Annotated in this window: 21 protein-coding genes and 1 pseudogene; 11 read left to right on the top strand and 11 right to left on the bottom strand. The window is 52.1% G+C overall.

The genetic code is table 11. The features are described 5' to 3' along the window. Positions 1-2: 2 nt before the first annotated feature. Together KPG71_RS08260 and KPG71_RS08265 are read right to left on the bottom strand one after the other, a co-directional pair. A complete protein-coding gene (locus tag KPG71_RS08260; protein WP_216337639.1) occupies positions 3-563 on the bottom strand; it encodes a hypothetical protein in 561 nt (186 codons plus the stop codon). Then, positions 563-997, bottom strand: coding sequence for a helix-turn-helix domain-containing protein (locus tag KPG71_RS08265; protein ID WP_216337640.1), 435 nt, complete (start codon positions 995-997; stop codon positions 563-565). Before KPG71_RS08265 ends, KPG71_RS08260 begins: the two co-directional genes overlap by 1 nt. A gap of 175 nt (positions 998-1,172) precedes the next feature. Between KPG71_RS08265 and KPG71_RS08270 the strand changes: the two genes are divergently transcribed. The 5 genes from KPG71_RS08270 to KPG71_RS08290 all read left to right on the top strand — a co-directional run bounded on the left by KPG71_RS08270 (position 1,173) and on the right by KPG71_RS08290 (position 5,761). Continuing rightward, positions 1,173-1,391, top strand: coding sequence for a hypothetical protein (locus tag KPG71_RS08270; protein ID WP_176249802.1), 219 nt, complete (start codon positions 1,173-1,175; stop codon positions 1,389-1,391). A gap of 217 nt (positions 1,392-1,608) precedes the next feature. After that, a complete protein-coding gene (locus tag KPG71_RS08275) occupies positions 1,609-2,703 on the top strand; it encodes a site-specific integrase (protein WP_216337641.1) in 1,095 nt (364 codons plus the stop codon). Positions 2,704-2,919: 216 nt separating this feature from the next. Beyond that, positions 2,920-3,774, top strand: coding sequence for a hypothetical protein (locus KPG71_RS08280; protein ID WP_216337626.1), 855 nt, complete (start codon positions 2,920-2,922; stop codon positions 3,772-3,774). A 41-nt stretch (positions 3,775-3,815) separates the two neighbouring features. Continuing rightward, on the top strand, positions 3,816-4,244 hold the full coding sequence (mobC, locus tag KPG71_RS08285) for a plasmid mobilization relaxosome protein MobC (RefSeq protein ID WP_253196176.1): 429 nt from the start codon (positions 3,816-3,818) through the stop codon (positions 4,242-4,244). Continuing rightward, a complete protein-coding gene (locus KPG71_RS08290) occupies positions 4,238-5,761 on the top strand; it encodes a relaxase/mobilization nuclease domain-containing protein (RefSeq protein WP_216337627.1) in 1,524 nt (507 codons plus the stop codon). Before mobC ends, KPG71_RS08290 begins: the two co-directional genes overlap by 7 nt. Before the next feature lie 10 nt (positions 5,762-5,771). Here the strand turns inward: KPG71_RS08290 and KPG71_RS08295 are convergent, their stop codons facing one another. The 6 genes and pseudogenes from KPG71_RS08295 to KPG71_RS19760 all read right to left on the bottom strand — a co-directional run. Then, positions 5,772-6,191: a hypothetical protein gene (locus tag KPG71_RS08295; RefSeq protein WP_216337628.1), complete on the bottom strand. Its 420-nt coding sequence runs from the start codon at positions 6,189-6,191 to the stop codon at positions 5,772-5,774. A gap of 64 nt (positions 6,192-6,255) precedes the next feature. Then, complete coding sequence (locus tag KPG71_RS08300) at positions 6,256-6,945, bottom strand: hypothetical protein (protein WP_216337629.1); 690 nt, start codon at positions 6,943-6,945, stop codon at positions 6,256-6,258. 20 nt (positions 6,946-6,965) lie between these two features. Then, entirely contained in the window at positions 6,966-7,220 is a 255-nt protein-coding gene (locus KPG71_RS08305) for a hypothetical protein (protein WP_216337630.1), read from the bottom strand. Between the two features lie 163 nt (positions 7,221-7,383). Next, positions 7,384-8,037 (bottom strand): hypothetical protein, encoded by a 654-nt coding sequence (locus tag KPG71_RS08310; RefSeq protein ID WP_216337631.1) that lies wholly within the window; start codon positions 8,035-8,037, stop codon positions 7,384-7,386. 187 nt (positions 8,038-8,224) lie between these two features. Next, positions 8,225-8,515, bottom strand: coding sequence for a HigA family addiction module antitoxin (locus tag KPG71_RS08315; RefSeq protein ID WP_216337632.1), 291 nt, complete (start codon positions 8,513-8,515; stop codon positions 8,225-8,227). 78 nt (positions 8,516-8,593) lie between these two features. Beyond that, positions 8,594-8,749: pseudogene (locus KPG71_RS19760) on the bottom strand (type II toxin-antitoxin system RelE/ParE family toxin); the annotation flags it as partial. A gap of 297 nt (positions 8,750-9,046) precedes the next feature. Between KPG71_RS19760 and KPG71_RS08325 the strand changes: the two are divergent. Genes KPG71_RS08325 through KPG71_RS08345 form a run of 5 tightly spaced genes read left to right on the top strand, consistent with a single transcriptional unit; the run spans position 9,047 to position 16,259 of the window. Further along, positions 9,047-11,140, top strand: a complete 2,094-nt coding sequence (locus KPG71_RS08325) for a DEAD/DEAH box helicase family protein (RefSeq protein WP_216337633.1) — start codon at positions 9,047-9,049, stop codon at positions 11,138-11,140. Beyond that, positions 11,130-11,351, top strand: a complete 222-nt coding sequence (locus KPG71_RS08330) for a hypothetical protein (protein ID WP_216337634.1) — start codon at positions 11,130-11,132, stop codon at positions 11,349-11,351. The genes KPG71_RS08325 and KPG71_RS08330 overlap by 11 nt, the downstream gene beginning before the upstream one ends. Next, entirely contained in the window at positions 11,348-13,333 is a 1,986-nt protein-coding gene (locus KPG71_RS08335; RefSeq protein WP_216337635.1) for an AAA family ATPase, read from the top strand. The genes KPG71_RS08330 and KPG71_RS08335 overlap by 4 nt, the downstream gene beginning before the upstream one ends. Further along, positions 13,330-13,710: a hypothetical protein gene (locus KPG71_RS08340; protein WP_216337636.1), complete on the top strand. Its 381-nt coding sequence runs from the start codon at positions 13,330-13,332 to the stop codon at positions 13,708-13,710. Before KPG71_RS08335 ends, KPG71_RS08340 begins: the two co-directional genes overlap by 4 nt. A gap of 23 nt (positions 13,711-13,733) precedes the next feature. After that, positions 13,734-16,259 carry a sigma factor-like helix-turn-helix DNA-binding protein gene (locus tag KPG71_RS08345; protein WP_216337637.1) on the top strand — a complete coding sequence of 842 codons (2,526 nt, stop codon included), beginning with the start codon at positions 13,734-13,736 and terminating at the stop codon, positions 16,257-16,259. 22 nt (positions 16,260-16,281) lie between these two features. Here the strand turns inward: KPG71_RS08345 and KPG71_RS08350 are convergent, their stop codons facing one another. The 3 genes from KPG71_RS08350 to KPG71_RS08360 form a co-directional block, all read right to left on the bottom strand. Continuing rightward, a complete protein-coding gene (locus KPG71_RS08350; protein WP_216337638.1) occupies positions 16,282-17,421 on the bottom strand; it encodes a site-specific DNA-methyltransferase in 1,140 nt (379 codons plus the stop codon). Positions 17,422-17,548: 127 nt separating this feature from the next. Then, the gene (locus tag KPG71_RS08355) at positions 17,549-18,109 is read right to left on the bottom strand and encodes a hypothetical protein (RefSeq protein ID WP_216337639.1); all 561 of its coding nucleotides are present in this window, start codon (positions 18,107-18,109) and stop codon (positions 17,549-17,551) included. Beyond that, entirely contained in the window at positions 18,109-18,543 is a 435-nt protein-coding gene (locus KPG71_RS08360) for a helix-turn-helix domain-containing protein (protein WP_216337640.1), read from the bottom strand. The genes KPG71_RS08355 and KPG71_RS08360 overlap by 1 nt, the downstream gene beginning before the upstream one ends. A 175-nt stretch (positions 18,544-18,718) precedes the next feature. On the opposite strand from KPG71_RS08360, the gene KPG71_RS08365 reads away from it, so the two are divergent. Then, positions 18,719-18,937 (top strand): hypothetical protein, encoded by a 219-nt coding sequence (locus KPG71_RS08365; protein WP_176249802.1) that lies wholly within the window; start codon positions 18,719-18,721, stop codon positions 18,935-18,937. Positions 18,938-18,993: the final 56 nt, after the last annotated feature.

The raw sequence follows: 18,993 nt of genomic DNA on the forward strand, positions 1-18,993 counted from the left end.
TTTCAAAAAGAGCTCCTTTGCTCAATAAAGGTTTCGAAGGTGTAGCTATCAACGAACCTAGCACTTTCTTTAAGTGGGCGGATGAGGTGGTCTTCAGCAAACAAGCCTGCACCCGCTATCAACACGGCTGGTAACCACCAAAGAAGAGTAATCAAAGCAAAGTTATTTGACCAAAAGAGCACATTCATTGCGGGTACCAACATGAAGGGTATGGCCAGCAGGTAGAACTTGCGCAGGGGCTTGAGCTTGAGTTCAACCTCGTCCGACAATTCAGTATGCAGAGCGTGAATCCCTTGTTCCCACGCCAGGTATTCGTCTTCCAGTTGGCCGCGTAAGTAGTGACCGCAACGGCAGTATTCGCGTGTCAGGTATTCAATTTGGCCACAATCCGCGCAGGTGAACGCGTTCAGGCTTCCAGCTCGTGGGCGAGTAGTATCATTTTGCTTATTGTTGTTTGAATTCGCTAGTCCTGCCTTTTCAAGGAAACCATCGAGCTTCTTGGACACGGAAACCTTGCGCGGTCTCAGGACATGAACGCCTGCTGGGAAATCAGTGTCAGACATTATGCTACCAACCCTAGAATGCTATCGATCCGCTTGGTGTCTGGCTCATGATCTTCGCCGCCCAAAGCGTCGGTGTTAAGAAATTCAGCAAACAGGAAGTCGATAGCGTCCCACTTCTTTTCGGGCGTTACTTTAAGTCTTCGTTCATTGATACGATTCTCGACCGCGAGGCCGATCTTTCGGTAGGCTTGTGTCACCTCGTCGTGGCGTCTGCTTTTGCCAGTCTCGGTGTCGCCTTCCAGCATCCACAACGGATCAACGTCGAACTCTTCATAAACTTTGAGCAAGAGTTCGGCGGGAAGGACTCGCTGGCCACGTTCGTAGTTCTGGAACGCACTTCGACTAATACCCAAGCGGCGGCACATATCCTCTTGGGAGAGCTTTGACATGTTTCTCACCGCCGCAAGGCGTTCCCCCATCCCTTGAATAGACATTTTGAACTTTCGTTTGTAATCGTATTGACCTCATTCGTGATCATATCTAACAATATATGTTACGAACGATGGCGATGCGCCTGATTCATGCACGATCAGCGTAGTTTTGTTTCTTTCTGAACGCAAAACTAAATTCCTCGCCTCGAATTGTAAGCAACCGATTGAGAGGCGATCTATGACCAAACTTCTCGAAACACCCAAAGAGCTAGCAGAGCGAGTTGGCATTCCGGTGACCAACGTTCGTTATCTGATCCGCGAAGACATGTTGGACCACATCTACACGGCACCAGGAAAACGTAACCCCAAGATTCCGAGTGGAGCGTGGGAAAAGTATGTTGCCCTCTTCACCGTCAAGGCCGAGCCCAAATGCGCAAGCAGTGGCAGGAAGGGATGAAGGTAATGCAAAATGTAGAACATGCTGACAGCTCGCAAATCCTTGGTCTTGGAAAGACACCCGCTCAATGGGTCGAAGTCATGGTGGGCTTAGGCATCGAGATTTCCGAGCGCACGCTTCGCGAGCGGGCGAATGATACGGGAGCGTTTTATCGGTTGGGACGGACCATGCTTATCACTCCTGCACAGATCGACACCATTTTTGAGAGAGGCCCGTCATGCCGACCAAAATCTATAAGCGGGGCCGATACTTCTATGTCTACGGGACGATCGAATACAACGGCAGACCGATCTCACGTAAATACCGCGACAGCACTGGGTCGACTACAGAAGCAGGCGCACGGGACTGGCTAGCGCATGAGACCGAGTATCAAATCCGTCAATATTTGCTTGGGGATGAACCAAGCAAAACGTTTTCAGATGCGATCATGCTCTACAATGCCTCTCCAAAAGCGGCCAAGCAGTTGATCGATATTGTTAAGGAAATTGGCGATACGCCATTAAGAGCGATATCCGGTGCGCTGCTAAAAGGGTTGGGGCCAAAGCTGAAGCCGAAGGCATCTACCGATACGTGGTGGCGCGAGATTGTGACACCCGCCAGTGCGGTGATCAACAACGCGCATGAGTTGGAGGGTACGCCGCTGATTAGGGTGAAGCCCTATGACAAGTTCGAGCGAATTGCCCAAGACAGGCGGCGTGGGAAGATCAGCAGGGTGGAGCGAACCCCAGCGGACAAGGAATGGATCGAGGCGTTTTGTGGTGCTGCCGATCCGTACAATGCCGCGTTGGTGCGGTTCATGTTCGAGACGGCAGCGCGGATTGATCAGGCCGTATCTTTGGAACCTGATGATCTGAGGCCTGCCGAGAACAAGATCAGGGTGAAGGCCCAGAAGGGGCATCCGGAGAGCTGGATCACCGTCTCGCCGCAGATGATGGATGAACTGCTCGCGCTTCCTCCCAAACGACCCAAGAACCGTAAGACCGGCAAATTCATGAAACCGCGCGTGTTCGGCTATGGCAGTTCGACCGGATACAACACGCGCTGGAAGACGATCTGCAAGCGAGCGGGCATCCAGTATCTATCAGCGCACCCCGCAGGGAGGCATGGGTTCTTCACTGAATTGGTCGTGCGGCAAGGAGTCGATCCAGTCACAGCGGCCAAGGCTGGGCGCTGGTCAGACCCAAATTTACCCATGCGCATCTATGCCCATGCAGAGACGGATGAGGCCGACATTAGAGCCCGTTTTCGTACAAACCATGTACAGGAAGACCCTGTACAAACACCCAAGCAGCAGAAAACAAAAAAGGAATAGCGCTATGAACGGTTCCCTCCTAAGGGGCAGGTTGCAGGTTCGAATCCTGCCGGGGTCGCCAAAAACGCCTGAAAAATATGACTTATTTACAGGGCTTTGTGCAGATGCTTGCAGAAACTCCCGAGAGCTTTCGGGCCGAATTCTACTGAAACGGCGGAAATCTCGTACAAAACCTGTACAAAATTCGCACGTCTTTGCGCCTTTGGGGGCCATCCGATGAGCTGGCGGGTTGCGAACATATGCGCGGAACGGAAGTTCGGCAGCGCGACGCGCAAGCAGATCATCATGTTTCTCGCAGACAAGGCGAGCGATGATGGTTCCGGCATTTGGTGTTCTAAGGGAACGATTCAGCGGCATACGGAGCTGGGCGAGACCACCGTCAAGCGGACGATCCGGGAGTTCCTGAAGGAAGGCATCCTGGTCGAAACCGGTGCGCGCGGCTGCAAGAACGGATTCACCGTCGTCTACCGGATCAATCTGGCGAAGGTTGAGGCGCTGGAACCCACCGCAGAGCCCGAGATCGAGACGGGGGCCACAGTGGACCCCGTCCAGACTGGACCCGGAACGGGGGCCACAGTGGCCGGGGTACCGGGGCCATCACGGCCCCCAAACCACCCTAAAACCATCCATAAACCACCTACGCGTGAGCGCGAGGCGGCAGAGGATGAAGAGGCTGAGAAGATTCTGGCCTCCTATCCGCCCGACCGTTTGCGAGGGAAGGCTGAGTGCCTTAGCCGGATTAGGGAGGCTTTGGACGCTGGGACAGAGGTCGAGGACCTGTTGCAGGCCGTGAAGGCCTACGCAGCGGACAGCGCGGGCTTCACCCGCTCCAAGGTTTGTTTCTCGGACAACTGGTTCAGGTCGGGACGCTGGCGGGCCTATGTCGACGACATCACCCAAAGCCGAGAAGAGACGAAGGCCAAACAAGCCGAGATGCTGGTCGGCTTCGCGAATTGGGTGACGGAACGCCATCCTCTTTGCCGCCACATCACACCCGGCCAAATCGACGCGCTCTTGGCCGCAGAGCTGGTCACACAGGCGCAAATTCAGGCGGCAGGCCTCAGATCATGAACACAACCGATCCCACCGAAGCGCAAACAGCAAGGCGACCCATGTCATACGCTGACGCTGCTGACACGGGACCTTGCGAGGGGCGGCAAGCCTCCCCTTCGAACCCCACCGGCGCGGGAAAAGCCCGCACCAAAGAGCTGCTGACCGAGACCTTCGTCTTTCGGTGCACAGCGGCAGAGAAGGCCCAGTTGCGCGCCAAGGCCGAGGCGGCAGGACTGCCCGCTGCGACCCTGCTGCGCGAGGCGCTTGGCCTGACGGAAGCCCGCCGTCGCAAGCCGGTTCCCCGCGTCGATCCCGCGCTGGTGCTGGCCGTCGGGCGCATCGGTGGCAACCTCAACCAGATCGCCCGCTGGCTGAACCGCGCGATGCTGGCGGGGCGCGTTGATATTGACGCGCTCACCGTTGCACGCCGCCTGTTGACCATCGAACGCCAGCTTGCCCAGATCATCGAGGCGGCACGCAGATGCTGATCAAGTTCTTCCGCAATGGCAAAGGCGCGGGCGCGGGGCCGGTCGGCTACCTCGTGGCCGAGCGTGTGCTGGCCTATGACGACAACCGCGACCTGATCCGCGATGCCGATGGACGGCCGATGACGGTCACGCGCGATCCATTGCCCGAGGTCCTGCGCGGCAACCCTGAGCGCACCGAGGCCCTGATCGACGCTAGTCGCCACCAGTGGACCTACCGCGCGGGCGTGATCAGCTTTGCCGCCAGCGACGCCCCGACCGAGGACCAGCAGGCTGAGGTCATGGACCAGTTTGAGCGGCTGGCCTTTGCGGGGCTGGACCCTGAGCAATATGAGGTGCTCTGGGTCCGCCATACCCACGAAGACCGCGTCGAGCTTCATTTCTGCACGCCGCGCTTGGATCTGACCTCGGGCCGCAGCCTGAACATCGCGCCGCCCGGCTACGAGAAAGCCTTCGACAGCCTGCGCGACGTGATGAACCAGCGCCACGGCTGGGCCGATCCGATGGAGTTGGAGCGCACCCAAGAGGTCCGCGACACCATTGAAACCCCAACCCGTGCGCAAGGCCGTGACGAGCTGCACGCGTGGCTTCTGGATCAGGTCAGCGTTGGCCTGATCACTGACCGTGCAACCATGATCGATGCCCTCACAGACGCGGGCTACGACCTTCCGCGCGTCGGCAAAGCATACCTGACCGCCCGCGATCCCGACACGGACGAGCGCTGGCGTTTGAAAGGAGAGATTTTCCATGAAGACTGGCAAGCCGACCCGGCTGAGCGAGAAGCTGAACGCGGAACTGGACACGATCCGGCAGGACTACGCCGTCTCGATGGCATCCCAGTTGGAGAGCTTCAGGACCGATTTGAACAGCATTGCGACCAACGCGCAGCGTACAATCGAGAGCGATACCCGCACCTTTCTGCGACAGAACAAGAGCTGGCTGACGATCTCGCCCTGGCTGATCACGGGGATGTTTTTGGCGGGGATCGTCTCGATGATGGCCGCGAGCTTGCTCTGGACGTTGATGCTGGCGAGCTCGGAACTGACGGACTTGGGCCTGACGCGGATCGACAGGGAGGACGGGACCTGGCTGGTGCTGGACCCGACCAAGACGCGGCTGAGGACCTGCACGCTGGGCGGCAGATCAGTGACCTGCATCAAGATCGAGGAGAATTAGATGACGACACCCCTGACAGCCTTGGAACGCGACTTGCTCGCCTGCGTCGAGCGGTTGGTGACGGCCTGCGAGGTCTCAGCCGCGGAATTGAGCGGGTTAGAGGAACGCTCGACGAGCAGGATGCAGAACCAGATGGATGGATTGGCCGCCTGCGTGTCGGTGCTCATTCAATCGCAAACGGCGTCCGTGGCTGCGTTGCACGGCTTGTTGAGCGAGGGCTCGAACTACGGGAAGCTGCGCACGCAACTCGAGACCAGCTTGAAATTAGTGAAGGCCGCCGAAGAGAGGTTGAAACAGAGCTAGAGGAGCGTGAGGTCGAAATGGACCGGGGGATGACGCATTGACCCCTGCAAATTAGTGGCCTTGCATTGTCCCGATGGTTTCAAACAGCTTCGCTGTAAAGCGACCCTTTAGAACGCTCGGGGCGTTGTTCAACTCTTCGCCTGCAACGCATTGAAGTCCTGTATTGTACTCATGAAGACGGCCTAAAAAATCGCTGACATCTTGGGGATGCTGTTCGCAGTAAATTTGTGACCACCATAGTCGACAGTTTGGGTTCCCGGGACGAATACTCTGCTCAAAATAGTCAAGTTCTTCCACAGTGCCTTGGCCTACACGGTTCTGAAAAAAAACAAAAAACGCGTCAAAATGCCGGCCTGATTGTTCGAATATACTTTCGCAGATTGTTTTACCATCCACGCGGGCATTCTCGTGCTGCTCGAAGAAGAAGAACTCGAACTTTCCACTTCGCTCGGCGTGCCTTGCGGCACTCATGATCTCATATCGGAACAACTCGATACCCGTAACCGGGGACGAGACAAATACGCGAAAGGGCAATTCAGCATTCCTCGTCTTGGACTAGGTAGTCCTCCGAGAGGATCATGAAGTACGATAACTCGTCGAAATCTCGAAATCTAAAACAGTAGATCAGCTCATCAATCTTCTTTTGTGGCACTTGTTCTGCTTTGATACCCAGAACCAGCAGTGCGCAGTGAAGTGCGAATTCTTCGTTGATGTTGGTAAGGAAAGGGTGTGGCTTTACGACCTGCGGCAGCGAAGCTTTTACACCTTGTTCACCGCTGACCATTATTACAGATATCGGTTTATACTTGAGAATCCACTTGGCGGTGTATGCTGCTACTTTTGAAGCGTTAATGTTGACTGAGTTGTGGACCAACTCTGTCCACTCTGGCGACAACGGGTCAAGTTTATCAATTGAATCTACCCCGAACCGTTGCAGCGTTGCCGCCACTTCCTGTGCTAGAGCTTCGTTGGAAATTGATTTGAGGTCTTTCGCGTCGAAATGGTATTCTTTGTACCTGATGGTATCGAGAAAATATGACCTAACGATCTCGGCCAGACACATGTAGTCGACTTCCAAGCGTGCGCCCAAGTTGCTTGCCTCAACATATGAGGCAAGCTTTTCGAACACTTGATATAGTGTTGAAAATCTCTGGGCTTCACGATCAGCGTAAAAGCGCTCATATAAGGTTTTTGTTCGCTTTGAAACGCTTCCAAGTGAAATCATGGCTTAGCCTGATACCACCTTTATAGCGACAACAGAATCGTATGCTGAACGTTGGAAGTAAGCAGGGACAGGTCTGCGTCAGTCAGATCGCCGCGCAGAACAGTGTTTTCACCATCGTTCGGCATTGCACGATCATCAGGCATTTTAGGCTTGATCGCATCCAAAAAAAACTGCTTCGCCTCAGATGCCTTGAGGCGCTCTGCGTAGGGATGGTACATATCTATCTCTCTTCTTGCCGTGCCATAGGAGAGTTGCCAACAGATGCCGCCTCTCATCCACACCGCTTTTCTTTGCCACCTTCGGCAGCCGGTTGAGCGGCGTTTACAGCTCTCTCCCTTTATTTTCAAGGGAAGAATCACATGAAACCCCGCCCAAAGCAAGGCAATTTTGTGTCTGGCTGCGGGTGTGGCACAAGATGTGGCTTGTTACGCTCCTTGATCAATGGGGTTCACTCCGCCCGACGGTGGGAATCGCGTTACCAATCAAGACAGTGAGAAACAAGAACACGTTGATCAACTGTAGCAACAAGACACCCCTAGCAAGTTGATCTTTGGGCTGGAAGCCTTCGTAGGTCAACGTGAACGAATTTGAGATGCTGAGATAGAGAGCATCCAACCTATTCGGATTTGAGGGCCACTCCAAATGGCATGCGATCTGCGTTGCGTAAAGATATGCGAAACCAAAAATCGAGAAGAGAAACGCTAGCAGAAAGCTGACGAGGCGTCTTCTATCGCGCCTCACGGCCTTCGCGCGGTCAAGTCTTGGAGGATCATAGTCACTGCCCCATCCATGGTAGTAGAAGTAGCTGAACAAATTGAAAAAAAGTAGATAAGAGACTACAGTTCCCGCAAGCCAACCGCTTTCCATCCTCCAAATGAGCCCAAACACTAAAGCCCACTTCAATAGAATGAACCAGTCAATCCAAAGGTTCGCATTCTTTCGAAGGGCTTCATCGCTTGGTGCATCGTGCTTGCGCATTAGGAATGCTTGTCCCAGCTTCTTCCAATGCTCGACGGCACTCAACTTTTGCAACCCAGCGACCCCACAAGCTACAATTCTGATAATGAAGCCTTCATTTTCGTAATTTGACATCTGACTGCTTCTCCACCGTTGTCTCTTGCACGCGCCAAAGTGCGATAGGGCGTTCACACCAAAACAGGTTCCTTATCCACTGAAAACTAACAAAGTTATACGTCAGAGTTCGGACCTCCACCACACAGCAGTTCAAAAAAGTGACCCTAGAGGCGTGGGAGGCAAATATGGATCAGCGCAACACGCATTAACCCGCAATGATCGGCTCGATGTTGGAGACATCAATCTCTTTGGCCGCTAACGACATGTCGTAATTGGTTTGTAGGTTCACCCAGTAAGTCGGGGTCGTGTTGAACACACGAGCGAGGCGCAGAGCCGTGTCAGGCGTGATCCCAGTCGTGCCCTTGATCAACCGCTCGATCCGGGTCCGAGGCACGCCCAGACGCCGCGCAAGCGCGATTGCTCCCATATCCAGGGGATCAAGGTAAAGCTCTTTCAGGACTTCACCGGGGTGCATAGGTTCTTCAAGCAGGCTCATCAGCGTATCCTTTCAATGTAAATCGACAATCTCAACATCGGCAGGGCCGTTCGGCGTCCAAACAAAGCAGATGTGCCATTACTCGTTGATCCGCACAGAGTGTTGCCCAGCCCGATCACCTTTCAGTTCTTCCAAGTGGTTGCCCGGTGGAAAGCGTAAATCCTCCAAATCAACCGCAGCATCCAGCGCCGTGAGCATCGCCCGCGTCCGCTTCACCAAGTCACCGGGGATACCATTGCGATACTTGCCTACTACCGCGCTGGCAGTGAGCGTGTCTTTGGTGTTTTGAAGCCTGGCAAGCGTGTATCACTGCAAGACAAATGTATCAAGGTGTGATACGATCTCCGGACCAGCATTGACGGCCTGCAACAAGCTCAAAACTCAACGTGCTCTGTCCTCCATCATTCGGAAATTAAGATGCAATTGAGCGATGGGCGTTGACGCCGTCTGGGAATAAACCGACAGTTGTGTTCAAATGCGTGTAATTGAGGCGTAGCGAATTGAATCCAAACCAAAGTAGCGAATTTTAGAATGATTAGTGACGCGTTCGAAGCTGTTCTGGGAGGGGATCTGTCGAAGCTCAAACTTGAGACAGAATACCGTTCTACAAAAAACGATCCGGTCGAGGCGTTCTACAAAAAGTGCCTTCGCAACGCGACCAGCTATCAGAGAGCGGTTGGCTACTTTCGATCCACTGTACTCTTGATCATTGGAAGCACGATCTTGGAGTTTGCCCGTCGAGGAGGGCGGATTCAGTTGATTTGCTCGCCAAACCTTACGGGCGAAGATGTTCGAAGCATTTCAGCTGGGTATGCACGCCGCGAAGAAGTGTTTGGTACTGCGATCATAGAAGAATTTGATCGTCTGCTGGCTGAGCCCTCGACGGAGTTTTCCGCAAGAGCGTTGGCAACACTCATTTCTTGCAGCGCCCTAGAAATCAGACTGGCTGAACTCACGACAGGAAGTGGTATCTATCATGAGAAACTAGGCCTTTTCACGGATGATTTTGGCAATACTGTGAGCTTTCGAGGTTCGACGAACGAAACCTGGAGTGGGTGGCACTCAGAAGGCAACTTCGAAGCCTTTGAGGTGTTTTGCGATTGGCATGGAGCATCCGACAGGATTCGAACCGAAAAGCATCGCAACCATTTCGCAGCCCTATGGGAGGGAAATGACCCCGGCGTCAAAGTGTCGGCATTTCCGGAAACGGCTGAAAAATATCTCAGCAAATTCGCAGCAAAGAGCATCGAAGATATCATGGAAAGTGTTCCGATCCCGACAGCATCGCGCCGCACACCCTTACCGCACCAAATCAAAGCGCTGGATGCTTGGCGAAAGCAGGGCTCAAGAGGAATCTTTGAACATGCAACGGGAACTGGCAAGACATTCACCGCAATAGTGGCGATCAGAGAGCACGTTCAGGCAGGCAAGCCTGCAGTGGTTCTTGTGCCAAGCAGGTTGCTTCTACGCCAGTGGGCTGAAGAGATCCGTGATGAGATCCCTGGCGTCACACTAATGTTGGCGGGAGATGGCGAAAACCGATGGAAGTTACCAGGTCGCCTCAAGAGTATGACAGTTCCCGATGCCGATCTGGGGGCCCGTGTAACACTGGCAATGATGCCAACTGCGGCCACTGATCAATTTCTTAAAGGAGTCGTTCAGAGTGATGCCCTGCTCTTAGTCGTAGATGAAGTTCATCAGTTAGGCAGTAGAGTGAACTCTCGAGCGCTACAGATTGAGGCTGGCCTTAGACTCGGACTAAGTGCAACGCCGAAGCGTTATGGTGACCCGGAAGGTACAAGCAGGCTATTGGGGTACTTCGAGGGTGTTGTACCCCCACCCATCACGCTCTCGGATGCCATGAAGGCTGGCAGGCTAGTGCCTTATCAGTATTTCCCACATTCAATAAACTTGAACGCGGACGAAGCGGATCAATGGCTCGATTTTACGAACCGTATCAAAAAAGAGATCGCCAAGAGCGCCACTGATGCCAACGGAAAAAAGCAGCTTAGTGAGAGAGCCAAGATGTTATTGATCCAGCGCTCAAGAGTAGCAAAAAAAGCCGCGGCTAAGGTGGATCTCGCAGTCAAGACTATCAAGAAAGAGTTTCGCGATGGCCAAAGTTGGTTAGTTTATTGTGAAGACAGCGAACAACTAGCTGACGTCGCAACGGCACTCCGGTTGGCTGGGATTGAAACCATTGAATACCACTCAAATATGGATGGCGACCGAGAGGCGACCATGCAGTGGTTCCACAAATTTGGCGGTATTTTAGTTTCGATTAAGTGCCTCGATGAGGGTGTCGACATTCCCAAGGTTTCGCACGCTCTCATATTAGCGTCATCGCAGAACCCTAGGCAGTTCATTCAACGACGAGGAAGAGTCTTGCGAATACACCCTGAGAAAAACATGGCAGAGATACATGACGCGATCGTGCAACCGCTCAACGCAGAGGCGGAGCCAGAACAACTGGGGCTCCTACGTGGTGAGCTAATACGTGCAATTGAATTCGCGGATGGAGCGATGAACATGTCAGCAGGCGCAGAACTCAGGGCCATTTCCATGGAAATGGGGATAGAGATCGACGACCTGGTAGCACGAGATGGAGTAGAAGATGATGAGTGAACATTCTGGATCAGACATCGCTTTAGAAATATTGATAGCTTTGCGCGGGGAAGTTGCTCCTGACCTACCAGAAGAACTGCTCCGTGCTTGCTACTACGTGCAAAAAAACAATCAATTTACCTCGGATATATCCGTTCCCGTCGCTGAGATGGAGAAGCTCATTGATGCTGAGGTTGAAAAACTTTCAACCAAGTCGGAGGGTCAGGAATGAAGCTTAACCGGCTGACAATGAAAAACTTTATGCCTTACAAAGAGCAGGCAGTCATCGAATTCCCCAAGGATGAGTCGCGAAACGTGATGCTCGTTTTTGGGGACAACATGAGAGGCAAAACCTCGCTTCTCAACGCACTTCGATGGGGTTTTTATGAGAAGGCTCTGGGCAGACACTCCCGGGATATTCCACTGTTTGACATAGTAAACAAGGATGCGTTGCTAGAAGATGATTGGCGTGTTGAGGTGTTTGTTGAGTTTGAAGCCAACGGTGACATCTTTGAACTCCGTCGGACAGCCGATCGCCGCTCTCAGGCCGTTCGACCAACCCGTTCCGAAGACCTTCAGACCTCGGTGCTGCTGAAGAAAAATGGTTCAGTCGTAGCCGGAAACCAAGTGGCCTATGAACTAGATCAAGTGGCTCCGGAGCAGACCTCGCGATTCTTCCTTTTTGATGGTGAATTACTACAAGAGTACGAGGAGCTGCTGTTTGAAGGGAGCGAGCAAGGGCGTCAGATTAAGGATGCGATTGAGCAAGCCTTAGGCGTACCAACGCTCGTAAGGGGGCGAGATGGTCTTAGCGCAATTCTAAAGAACGCTTCCCGTGCGCAGACCAAAGCGTTGGCACATATCTCAGGACTAAAAGCTCAAGCCTTGCGTGCCGATGCTTTGAACGAGAAGCTGGAGGCTTTTGAAGCGGATCAGAAGTACATTGAAGCGTCGATTTCTACGATCCGGGAAGAACGCGAAAACCTGCAAGATGAAATCGAAGCGGCTGCGACAGTCCTTGCACTGAAAAGCAAGCTCGATGCGGCGAGGGAAGAGCGAAAAGAAAGCCAAGCTACGATTGAACGAAAGCACGTTGAGCGCCATCAAGTCCTGGCTTCCGCATGGAAGGACATGTTTGATGCGAGATTGGGCGAGAAAAAGAAGGGTCTTAGAGAGGAGCAGCGTCGCATCACGGGGGACATAAAAAAGACCTCCCGTGTTGAAGCCGACATTGATCGTCTGCGTGAGCTAATCGACACCGACTCTTGTCCGACCTGCCAGCAATCTGTGACCGGACCTATCCGTGAAGACCTTAAGACGACCCTTGGTCAGATGCAGGCAAAGCTGATGACTCAAAAGGATGTCAGTGTTCGGCTAAATGACATCTCAGCTCAGCTTGGCAATCTAGAGAAAATTCGCGGATCCGCCGCAGGAGAACGGTTCGCTCAGATCGAAAAAGACGTCAATCTAGCGCAGATCAAGCTTCAGAAAGCTGAAAACGAGATCGCTGAAATTGAAAATAAGATTGATGAACAAGATGCAACCGAGATAGCGCGCAAGCGTTCGCGGATTGTGGACCTGTTCAAAGAAGAGGGTAAACTAGACGATAACTTGAGTAGCGTCCGTACCAACATTAGGAAAGTGAACGAAGAGCTGGCGATTGCTAGGAAGGCGATCGAAGGGGTCGCATCAGCAAGGGCTGAAAAATCCACTACCAAGGTCACGCTCACATCCGATCTAGAGAAGGTTTTTCTAGCCAGTATAGAAAAGCTGCGAGACCGACTTCGTGGTAGGGTTCAGCAACTGGCAAGTGACGCCTTTCGTGAAATGACGACGCAACAGGCTTATCAGGGGCTCCAAATAAACGATAACTATGGCCTTAGCATTCTCGACAGCCAAGGGCGTACAGTCTCAATGCGTAGTGCAGGTGCGGAACAGATTGTTGCTCTATCACTGATAGACGGTTTGAACAGAACGGGAAGATCTGCTGGGCCCGTGGTGATGGATACGCCATTTGGTCGCCTTGATCCAAAGCACCGCAACAACATTCTGTGCTACCTACCGACTGTCACTACTCAGTTCGTTTTGTTCGTTCATGGTGGTGAAATCCGGCGGGAAACCGATCTTGAAGCAATCAAGGATCGCGTAGGGGAAGTTTATGAGCTTGTCGAGGTGTCCGAGACACAGACGAAAATCGAAAGGTCCAAACTATGAATGATTCAGATGTTACAACCGTTGGACTTTCTGAACATGCAGATGACCTTCTGGATCAGTTAAAAGAGCAGGAAATTTTCGCCGAGAAGCTAGATGGTTATCGTTTTGCCATAAGTTTTGCGGCCGCATCGGGTGTTGTTCCTCCAGAGATAGGAAAGCGGAAAACACTGTTCAATGTGGGATCACTTGACCCAGGCCAGTTGATTAGGAGCGCAGTTGAGGCTCTATACGAGGATCAGTTGGATAATACTTCCGTCTACCGTGTTGCCGAACGACTAGCGGACTGGGGTGTTCGTGAGTTGTACGAGCAGGCTTCTGAGGGGCAGATTGACTTTGCGAAAATTCTAAAAAGAATGGACGACCTGTCATCACAATGAACTCCCCACTCAGACTCTATTTGATGACCCGAAGGCGCGGGGCAGACTGGAAAATATTTGTTTCCCAGAAGCTGAATGAAGTTGAAGATGAGTGGGCGCGACAGTTTGGAGATGGCCAGATAAGTGGGGTCCTCCATGTAGGTTTTGGTCGTTTGCCGACACGTGCATTTAACGAGGCTGCTGACGGTAAAGACGGATGGCTACTCGTTACCCAAGGCGCAAAGTTTGTATTGCCTCAAACCTTTTCCTGTTCAGAGCACGAGATTGCTCAAGTAGAAGGGTTGCCAATTTATCTCGCCCTTGATGGATGGGGATACAGCCGCGAGGATCCAACTCTAAGCGTAACGTCGCATTCCACTGACAGAAATGTTCGCGCCGAAGATGGATCTTCAGCCAAACCTGCACGTGGCTGGGTATCCAGTTTCTTGTCTGTCGCGCCTGAATTTGACGGCGATCTAAAGCGAGTCGGCGTTTATGATGAAGAGAGCTACATCGAACTGGAGGAAGATCTACCGCATCAAATTAGAACCGCACTAGGACAGTTTCGCTACGACGCTCTCATACGTGATGAGGCCGATCCGCTGGACATTGTTCGCTGCGCCCCGCCTTGGTTGCGCTCGCAACCAGTTACAAGACTCTCTCTAACTGTGCGCCTCGGAAACGTTTTTTCCAGCAACGGGATTAATCTCGTCTCAGATCTTGATGGCTACACAGAGGCCGAACTATTTCGACTAAAGAACTTCGGGCGACATTCGAAGAAGCACCTTTCTGAAGCCCTCCTACAGGGCCTAAAACGTGGAACAGAGGATCTTAAAGTATCAGATGAAGCGTTTGGAGAGCGGCTATTGGCTCCTGGCGAAGTCGGCTCTGAGAGCAAAGAACCCCCCGCTCTTCTGTCAGTCGGGCTTCTTGTCAATCTTCTAAAAACACTCAATCAAATCGATGAGCGGGACAGAAATATCCTGCTCAATCGAATGGGATTTAGTCAGAAGCCAAGAACCCTAGAGGACATCGGCAGTGAATACGGGGTCACACGGGAACGGATTCGGCAAATTGAGAAGCGGTCACTTGAACGGATCATTGAGAAAGAACTTTGGGATGATGTGCTCAGGCACCGGTTAGGCGCCATTTTGGATGACCGTAACGACCCCCTCCCACTATTCGGCTTAGAAGTCGTCGATGAGTGGTTTAGAGGTACTGCCGACAAGCAAGATGTGCTTGAGTACCTAATTGATGTGATGTGTGAGAAACGCTTTCACGTTCTAAAAGTTGGAGAATTTAGATACGTAAGTCGTGTTGAGCAAGAAGCTTGGGAAGGTAAGTTGAAGGAGGCTCGGCAACTTCTTGAAGGCGCGGTTGAACTCAATTGGTCAGAAGCAGAGTGCCGTCAAACGGTCGATAGCTTTCTTCCAGCTTGGGGCAAAGAACTGGCCCCGCTACTTTGGGCGGAGGCATCTCGTTTGTGCCACTTTTCTGGCTCCGACGGTGCGAGAACCCTAACTGCCTACGGGCGTGGTCTCGAGCAGCTAATTCAAGTTGTTCTAGAAGAGAGTTCCAGGCCTCTACACACAAGTGAGGTAGCAAAGTCTGTCGGTGATTTGTCTGGAAAGCAGGTCGATGAGCAGCAAATTCGAAATCCGGTCGCAAATGTTGGCGTTCTTCTAGGCCGGGGGATCTATGGGTTAAGGAAGCATGTGCCTTTGTCAGACTTGGAGATCGAAACGGTGGCTGAGGTCGCTACCGAGATTGTTGCGGAGCACTCGTCTGGCCGACAATGGCATACATCTGAACTCCTTGCGGAGGTTCTAGAGATTGAAGGATCTCTAAGCGATAGACTTGATAAGTATGGACTAAGCGTAGCGCTCCAGATGAAGTCACAACTTAAGTACCTTGGTCGGCTTGTTTGGGTTTTGCCCGACGCAGATGATCTGCACCGCGTCGATATTCGGGATGCCGTGGTTGAGATTTTAGATACAGCGGGCGGACCACTCACATCACGAGAGATTAACGAACGGCTTTCTAAAATCAGGGGGCTAAATGGGGCTGTACAGATCTGGAACCGCGATCCAGTTCTTCGTGTAGGTAGAGGTATTTGGGGGCTCAATGATCGAGATCTAGCGGTGAAGCGTGAAGAACAACCGGCACTCATTGATAGAGTTTTCACGGCCCTCAGGCAAAAGGGGTCTGGGATACATTTGGACGAGATAGACCGTTACATTGACGGCTTGGTTTCAGTTGATCCGGAGGCCGTTTTTAGTATCGCGACACTTGATGATCGAATTGCCGTCAGCATTGGGCGCTTCGCCTACCTAAAGGAATGGGGCGAACCCAGGCGCATTACACTTAACGCCGCACTCGAAAAGCTTATTAATCAAGTGCCGGGACCGATGAACATTGGCGACATCAAAGATTGGCTAAATTTCTTTACTGAACGCCAGATCGATAAGGAAGCGGTTTCACATGCCCTCTCTAGATCCGGTACGCGTTACCTTGGCGATGGAATTTGGGACCTAGAGAGGCAAGTAGCCGACGACAGTGACGATGATTGAGACAAGTTATATTCACCGTAGGCTATTCTTGTGCTTTTACCGTTGAATCGGCGGTTTTTCGGTCTCCTCGGCTCCCAATTGAGATCCCCTGACAAGTAGAAACGATACTTGTGGGGCAAAACCGGCCTATGGAGTGCGCTGCGTATTTCCAATCTGCTTCAACTCCGAGCCATTTCCGCTCAAGATTTTCCGCAACGGCACCAGTAGTGTTGCTCCCCGCGAATGGGTCCAAAACGATGTCACCCTTGTCCGTTAGAAATTTTACAAAAAAATCGGCAAGGCTCTTTGGCATCCGTGCCGGATGGACCTTGGCTCCTTGATTTAGGCAGAATTTTCGATAATCGTCGCTTGAAACCGTATTGGCCGCCTTTAGCAGATTTGTGGCTTCTTCGAACTCTGAAATCTGGGTCATGGTTTGTTCGAATTGTTGTTGAGAAATCGTGCCATCAATTGATGGGATCCCGTCAACATTACCAACGTTTGGCGGGATGGCACCTTTGTTGTCAGTCTTGAAGCTTTCGGCACCGATGTTGTGGGCTGAAGGGCGAAGTCCAGCGTTATACTTACCTGACTTGATCAATCGTTTCATACTGGGACTATATTCACGAAGGACATTACGATTGTCGGCCTTGGGCCGCTCGTTCGGAGACATCCACCATACTCGTGTGAACGCATCTTTGACCCTAGACCTCTCCTTGTTCACCCATTCGATTGGCGATGGGAGGCGTGCCGGGTTATACCAAATAAATTCTTGGCAGAGATGCAGATCAGCTTTCTCCAAGAAGCGTAGAAACGCTTTCATGACATGGACCGACATGACAGGACGCCCTGGCATCCAAGCGTTGCCAATTTCAATTACAATTGAACCGTCTTCGGTAACCATGTCCCGCAAGATAGGTGCAAAATCTGCAAACCATTCGACATACTCATCCTGTGTTCGGTTGCCGTATGCTTTCTTGGTATTTAGAGGGAAAGGCGGTGAGGTCATGACAAGTTGAACCTTGCCAGCAAATTTCTTGAGAGGTTTAGACCGAAGAACATCTTCGGATTGTCCGAGATACATTGCTCCAGAGGCGGTGGAGTAGACTGGAACCGAGCCATCATCGGCCAAAGGTCTATCTAAGGCTATATTTGCCTCATATGTTTCGAACCAATCCGACATTCAATGCTCCCTCGTGACGCGCCGTCTACCCATATTATTGAATCTGTATGTGAACCACCTCAAAACCTTGAGTGTTCCACCTTAAGCTTTGAACTCTCCGAAAAGCGACTACGCTCAAGCCAGTTTTTCAAAAAGAGCTCCTTTGCTCAATAAAGGTTTCGAAGGTGTAGCTATCAACGAACCTAGCACTTTCTTTAAGTGGGCGGATGAGGTGGTCTTCAGCAAACAAGCCTGCACCCGCTATCAACACGGCTGGTAACCACCAAAGAAGAGTAATCAAAGCAAAGTTATTTGACCAAAAGAGCACATTCATTGCGGGTACCAACATGAAGGGTATGGCCAGCAGGTAGAACTTGCGCAGGGGCTTGAGCTTGAGTTCAACCTCGTCCGACAATTCAGTATGCAGAGCGTGAATCCCTTGTTCCCACGCCAGGTATTCGTCTTCCAGTTGGCCGCGTAAGTAGTGACCGCAACGGCAGTATTCGCGTGTCAGGTATTCAATTTGGCCACAATCCGCGCAGGTGAACGCGTTCAGGCTTCCAGCTCGTGGGCGAGTAGTATCATTTTGCTTATTGTTGTTTGAATTCGCTAGTCCTGCCTTTTCAAGGAAACCATCGAGCTTCTTGGACACGGAAACCTTGCGCGGTCTCAGGACATGAACGCCTGCTGGGAAATCAGTGTCAGACATTATGCTACCAACCCTAGAATGCTATCGATCCGCTTGGTGTCTGGCTCATGATCTTCGCCGCCCAAAGCGTCGGTGTTAAGAAATTCAGCAAACAGGAAGTCGATAGCGTCCCACTTCTTTTCGGGCGTTACTTTAAGTCTTCGTTCATTGATACGATTCTCGACCGCGAGGCCGATCTTTCGGTAGGCTTGTGTCACCTCGTCGTGGCGTCTGCTTTTGCCAGTCTCGGTGTCGCCTTCCAGCATCCACAACGGATCAACGTCGAACTCTTCATAAACTTTGAGCAAGAGTTCGGCGGGAAGGACTCGCTGGCCACGTTCGTAGTTCTGGAACGCACTTCGACTAATACCCAAGCGGCGGCACATATCCTCTTGGGAGAGCTTTGACATGTTTCTCACCGCCGCAAGGCGTTCCCCCATCCCTTGAATAGACATTTTGAACTTTCGTTTGTAATCGTATTGACCTCATTCGTGATCATATCTAACAATATATGTTACGAACGATGGCGATGCGCCTGATTCATGCACGATCAGCGTAGTTTTGTTTCTTTCTGAACGCAAAACTAAATTCCTCGCCTCGAATTGTAAGCAACCGATTGAGAGGCGATCTATGACCAAACTTCTCGAAACACCCAAAGAGCTAGCAGAGCGAGTTGGCATTCCGGTGACCAACGTTCGTTATCTGATCCGCGAAGACATGTTGGACCACATCTACACGGCACCAGGAAAACGTAACCCCAAGATTCCGAGTGGAGCGTGGGAAAAGTATGTTGCCCTCTTCACCGTCAAGGCCGAGCCCAAATGCGCAAGCAGTGGCAGGAAGGGATGAAGGTAATGCAAAATGTAGAACATGCTGACAGCTCGCAAATCCTTGGTCTTGGAAAG

It is taken from the genome of Roseovarius sp. PS-C2, assembly GCF_018862045.1.
Lineage (GTDB): Bacteria > Pseudomonadota > Alphaproteobacteria > Rhodobacterales > Rhodobacteraceae > Roseovarius.